This is a genomic window from Pseudomonadota bacterium (assembly GCA_022572885.1).
Lineage (GTDB): Bacteria > Pseudomonadota > Gammaproteobacteria > Steroidobacterales > MnTg04 > MnTg04.
The window spans coordinates 1-5,848 of the sequence record JACZVC010000055.1 but is presented as its reverse complement, the minus strand read 5'-3'; the positions used below and the strand labels follow the sequence as shown (position 1 = coordinate 5,848).

At 57.1% G+C, this 5,848-nt stretch carries 5 protein-coding genes; 4 read left to right on the top strand and 1 reads right to left on the bottom strand.

Annotated elements, in window-relative coordinates; all coding sequences use genetic code 11:
* From IIA05_12775 to IIA05_12760, 4 genes are all read left to right on the top strand, one after another.
* A partial coding sequence (locus IIA05_12775; GenBank protein MCH9027965.1) for a tetratricopeptide repeat protein occupies positions 1-1,778 on the top strand: 1,778 nt, incomplete at its 5' end.
* Positions 1,779-1,833: 55 nt separating this feature from the next.
* A complete protein-coding gene (locus tag IIA05_12770; protein ID MCH9027964.1) occupies positions 1,834-2,061 on the top strand; it encodes an AbrB/MazE/SpoVT family DNA-binding domain-containing protein in 228 nt (75 codons plus the stop codon).
* A 3-nt stretch (positions 2,062-2,064) separates the two neighbouring features.
* Positions 2,065-2,439 (top strand): type II toxin-antitoxin system death-on-curing family toxin, encoded by a 375-nt coding sequence (locus IIA05_12765; protein ID MCH9027963.1) that lies wholly within the window; start codon positions 2,065-2,067, stop codon positions 2,437-2,439.
* A 109-nt stretch (positions 2,440-2,548) separates the two neighbouring features.
* A complete protein-coding gene (locus tag IIA05_12760; protein ID MCH9027962.1) occupies positions 2,549-4,150 on the top strand; it encodes a tetratricopeptide repeat protein in 1,602 nt (533 codons plus the stop codon).
* 72 nt (positions 4,151-4,222) lie between these two features.
* Here the strand turns inward: IIA05_12760 and IIA05_12755 are convergent.
* On the bottom strand, positions 4,223-5,848 hold a 1,626-nt coding region (locus IIA05_12755), incomplete at its 5' end, for a tetratricopeptide repeat protein (GenBank protein ID MCH9027961.1).

Here is a 5,848-nt window from a genome sequence, read left to right as displayed (position 1 = left end):
TGATGTCTTCACTATCGGGTTTCATTCAAGAGTTAAGCCGGCGCAACGTGTTCAAGGTTGCAGCGGTCTACGTGGTCACAGCCTGGCTGGTCATGCAAATCGCCGACACCATGTTCCCGGCCTTCCAGATGCCCGCGTGGACCATCACCTTCGTCGCCTCCTTGCTGTTGATCGGGTTCCCGATCACTATGATGTTGTCGTGGGCTTTCGAGATGACGCCGGATGGCCTGAAACGCGAAAAGGATGTCGAGCGCACCGAGTCCATCGCTGTCCGGACCGGCAACAAACTCAATGTCATTACGATCACGCTGCTCGGTATTGCGGCCGTTTTCTTCGCCTTGGACAAATATAACGCCGGCGATGATGAAACCGGGACCCCGGTCACTCAGGATAAAAGATCCATAGCGGTTATTCCGTTCGAAAATATCAGCGGCGACACGGCCAACGATCCGTTTACCATCGGCATTCACGACGACCTGCTGACCCAGCTTTCCAGGATCGGTTCGCTGAAAACCATCTCGCGAACCTCGATGCTGCAATACCGGAATACGACGAAAACCATTCCGCAGATCGCCAGGGAACTGGGCGTCGCGACGATCCTCGAAGGGGGCGTGCAAAGGTCGGGCGATCGCATCCGGATCAACGCACAACTGATAGACGCGGAAACCGACACCCATCTTTGGGCGGCAACTTACGACCGCCAGCTCACCGCCGGCAATATTTTTGCAATCCAGACCGAGATCGCGATGTCGATAGCCGAGGCATTGGCTGCGACGCTGACCGAAGGTGAGCAACAAAGACTGGCGAAGGTGCCTACTGAAAGTCTTGCGGCCCTGGACGCCTATTTTCTGGGTAAACAACTGCTGGAACGGCGCACCAGGGAATCGTTATTAGCCGCGGTCGAGTATTTTGAGGAAGTGATCGAACTCGACCCCGATTTTGCGCTGGGCCACTCAGGGCTTGCCGACGCCTATATGATTTTGCCGGAGTACGACGAAAACCTTGATCTCGATATGGTAAAGCAGAAATCCGTCGCCGCGGTGAACCGTGCCCTGGAGCTTGATCCGAATATCCCGGAAGTGCTGGCATCGATGGCCTGGAACCTGATGATCCATGAATACAAGTGGGATGAAGCGGAAAAAATAATGCGTCGGGCATTGGAGATCGAACCGAACAACACCAATGCGCTGCACTGGATGTCGCATATTTTGTCATGGCAGGGTCGAGTGGAAGAGGGGCTCCTGTACGCCGAGCGCGCCGTTGAAGTCGATCCCCTGTCTCCTTTAATGGGAATGAATCTAAGCTATATCCTGGTAGACCATGGCCGCTTCGATGAGGCGATCAAGTTGGCGTATGGGGTTTGGGAAAGAGATCCAGGTCTGTCCGAAGCGATGGGTAACCTGTGGCTGGCTCTGTTGCGGGCCGGGCGTATCGAAGAAGCCGTTGAGGCCATACAGATCTGGGCGCTGGCCACAAAACGCGACACGGAGGCGATAGCACAAGTCGGTCTGTTATTTCTCCAGTATCAAGAAACAGGAGAAACCGTGGCTTTGCCCGCCGATCTGCTTGAACGCGCAGAACTTGGCTCGGAAGACCTCGGCCAGGTTTATGCCTATGTCAAAGATACCGAAAACACGCTCACCGTGCTCGAACAGGCGGTCGAGGAAAAATCAGGCTCGAGGAGCGTGTTGAGCATGAAAGTGAACCCGCTGTATGACTTTATCCGCGACGACCCCCGATTCCGGGAGTTAATGGTGCGCGCCGGCCTGGAGCCATAAGCCAACAAAAGCAAAGGGCTTGCACTTGGTTATAACAAACGTTATAATTTTTTTAATGAGCAAAATAATCAAACTTCGCAAAGTCGGAAATTCGGTGGGCGTAATTTTACCCAGGGATCAGCTTGCCCGGCTCAATGTCAAAGATGGCGACCCTCTTTATATCGTCGAGACAGAAAAAGGGATTGAACTCACGCCCTACGACCCGGACTTCGATGCCAAAATGAAAGCCTTCGAACGCACCAGCAGCAAATACCGCAACGCCCTGCAAGACCTGGCCAAATAAGCCGTGCCCGCCTGGCTGGGCAAAGACGAAGTTATCCATTTCCATCGCTTGCTGATTGCCGAGTACGGTGGCCTGGAAGGGCCACCCGATCTCAACGCGCTGGAATCGACCCTGGCACGGCCCAGGAACCGCTTGCAATACAACCCGCAGATATCTCTTGCCGGGCTGGCCGCCTGTTATGGTTTTGGTTTTGTCCGCAACCATTGTTTTCCCGACGGCAACAAACGGATTGCACTGGTGTGCATCGATGTTTTCCTGCAGATCAACGACTGCGAGCTTATCGCAGGTGAAGTGGACGCGGCACACACCATGTGGCAAGTTGCAGCCGGCGCCATCAGCGAGGAAGAACTGTCTGCCTGGATAACAGCCAATATATAGATTCCTCTCGCCTCGACCTCCAATCTCAACCTCTTATCGCATCACCTGCATCCATTGGTCTCCCGCGATAGTCACATATATAAATATACTTCCGATCATGAGCATACGCATGACCGAAGAAATCGTCAGGTTCTACAGCGAACTGAAACGCCGCAAAGTGATTCGCGTCGGGATGTTCTACGCGTTCGGCGCCTTTGCGCTGTTGCAGATTGGTGACGTGGCCTTCGAACCCCTGGAAATGCCACCCTGGGTGTTGCGAACGCTGATCTACACAATCATATTCGGTTTTCCATTCGCGCTGGTCCTGGCCTGGTTTTTCGACCTGACCCGCCAGGGCCTGAAACGCGACCCCATCGATCTGCAAGCGACCGGCGAGTACACGACCTACGCGCCGGCAACGCAATTCGGCAACACGCCATCGATCGCCGTCCTGCCCTTCACCGACATGAGCGAGGCGCAGGACCAGGGCTATTTTTGCGATGGCGTGGCGGAGGCGATCCTGAACGCGCTGACCGGGATTGCGGACCTGCAGGTGGCCTCGCGCACCTCGTCTTTTCAATTCAGGAACTCCGGTGTCGATATCCGCAAAATCGGCAGGCAACTTTCGGTGAACACGGTGCTCGAAGGCAGCGTGCAAAAGGCCAACGACCGGCTGCGCATCACCGCCCAGCTGATCAATGTCAAAGACGGCTACCACCTGTGGTCGAAGCAATACGACGCCGATCTGAAAGACATCTTCGAGATCCAGGACGAAATCGCCCAGAGCATCGCCGAGGCCCAGGCGCTGGAGCTGAGCGCGCAGGAACAAAGCGCGCTCAAGACCGCCTCGACCAAGGACGCCCGCGCCTACGATTATTACCTGCGCGGCCGGAAATTCTTTCACCGCTTCCGCGGCTCCGACATGGTTTACGCGCGGCAGATGTTCGACCAGGCGCTCGAAATCGACCCCGACTACGCGCTGGCCTGGGCGGGCAGGGCGGATTGTTACGCCTTTGTCCAGATGTATGTGAAATCGAGCGAGGAATCCCGCGCCGAGGCGACCCGCTCCAGCAAGCGCGCCCTGGAACTGGATTCCGTCGCCGCCGAGCCGCACGCGTCACGCGGCCTGGCCTACCTGGTCTGCGAGCAGTACGACGAGGCCATCGAAGAGTTCGAGACCGCGATCCGGATAAGCCCGAATTTGTTCGAACCGTGGTACTACTACGCCCGCGCCAGTTTCCACCAGGGCAAACTGCAAAAAGCCGCCGACCTGTTCGCCAAGGCGAGCGCAGTCAATCCCGATGATTACCAGTCACAGGTGCTGCGCTCGCATGTGTTGAACGGCCTGGGCCAGGTCGAGCTGGCGAAGGAAGTCGGCAAGGAAGCCATCGAGGTGATCGAAAAACACCTCAAATGGCACCCCGACGACCCCCGCGCTTTTTATCTGGGCGCCGGATCGCTGCAGCAACTCGGCGAACACGAACGCGCCGAACGCTGGATCGGCCGGGCACTGGCCATCGATCCCACCGACTCGGTGGTGCTTTACAACGTCGCCTGCTTCTACGCCCTCGAAGGCCAAGGCGACAAAGCGCTCAATTGTCTGGAATCCGCCGTCACCCACGGCTCGGTCAGCGCGTCATGGATGCAAAACGACAACGACCTGGCGTCGATACGCGACGACCCACGCTTCGACGCCCTGATCGAACGCCTGCAAAAACAAACCCAACAATAATTTGGTCTTGTTTGTATCCCGTAGGAGGGCCTTCAGGCCCGATTGAATCCTTTATCGCGGCTAAAGCCGCTCCTACAACGCCGAAAACCCGGTTTTTTCCATCAACTCGATAAACCGCGGGTCATCGCGTATCGGATCGACCAATGGATCGACCAACAGCTGACTAAAACCCGGGTCCCCAATCTCGAGCGATCGATGCAAGTCCTGTATAGCCTGGTCGGCATCACCCCGTTGCGCATAAACCTGCGCGCGCTGATAGACACCGTTGTCACCATAGGTTTCGATCAGCAAGGCCAAAGCAGCCTCGGCCTCTTCAGTATTCCCCAAGTTGTGCAAAATAATCGCCATGCCGGAGTGCTTCATCCATCCCAGCGGTTCCTGCTCGACTTCTTCGAGTGCGGACGCAAGATCGCCTTGCAGGAACTGGCACATGGCGATGCCGTAATGCGGCCGCGCGTGATGCGGGTTCAGTTCCAGAACATGACGAAAAACAGCTATCGCCTCGTCATAGCGGCGCGCCTCGTACAAAGCCCGCCCAAGGAAGACGCTGGCATTCATCGAGACCGGGTCCAGTTCCAGCGCTTTTTTTGCCGCGGCGACGCTCGGCTCGCTCCGACCGAACAGGGCATTCATGCGAGAAAACTCGATCTGCACCTCCACATTACCCGGATTCAATTCCAGCGCGGTTTCCATGGCCTTTCGCCCACCCGCCATATCCAGCTTGTATGCGATGAGCATTCTGGCCATGGCCGTGTGGCCTTCCGCCAGGTCGGGGGCCAGTTCGATCGCTTTGGTCGCCGCATCGATGGCCTTGCCCACACCCTCGTCCAGACCAACGAAATCATTGGTCGTCATCTCCTCCCAGGCCCTGGCCAGGCTGGCATAGGCCTGGGCGTAATCCGGGTCCAGTTCGATGGCTTTGTCAAAATATTCCAGGGCGTGCCGCACGGCTTTTTCATCTGAGCCGCGTTTCGCAAAATGCAGGCCCTGGAGGTAGGCCTGGAAGGCTTCGGCATTGGTTGTTCCACCAGCGTTTAAGCGTTCGCCATCTTCACCCAGCAATTTTACCTTGAGGGCCTCGGCCACCGAGGATGCGATCTCATCCTGAACGGCGAAAATATCATCCAGTTCGCGGTCGAAAGTCTCGGACCAAAGATGATAACCATCGGCGGCATTGATCAGCTGCGCAGTGATCCTGACTTTTGGCCCCGACTGACGCACGCTGCCTTCGAGGATGGATGCGACCCCGAGCTTGCGGGCGATCTCGGCGATATCGCCGGTCTTTCCCTTGAAATGAAAAGACGAAGTCCGCGCGGCGACCTTTAGCTCGCCGATCTTGGACAGCACGTTTAGCAGTTCCTCGGACAGACCATCCGAGAAATACTCGTTTTCCTTGTCACCACTCATGTTCACAAATGGCAGCACGGCAATGGAAGCCTTTGGCGGGGCGGTGGTTGGCGAATCGGCTGGCGACTCAATGGCGACTTCTGTCTTGGGGTCGGTCGGCCCCGCCACAGGCGCAGCATCATTGCCCGAGCCCGCACGCTTCAGCCCGTCCGGCGTCCAGTCGAAATGCCAGGCCATGACCAGAGACAGCGGGAAACCGAGGATCAGCAGCAGGGCGACCAGGCGCAACACCCAATCCGGTAACGCCAGCGCCGGCACCAGCACATCGGCGCCTGCGAGGATACCAATGGC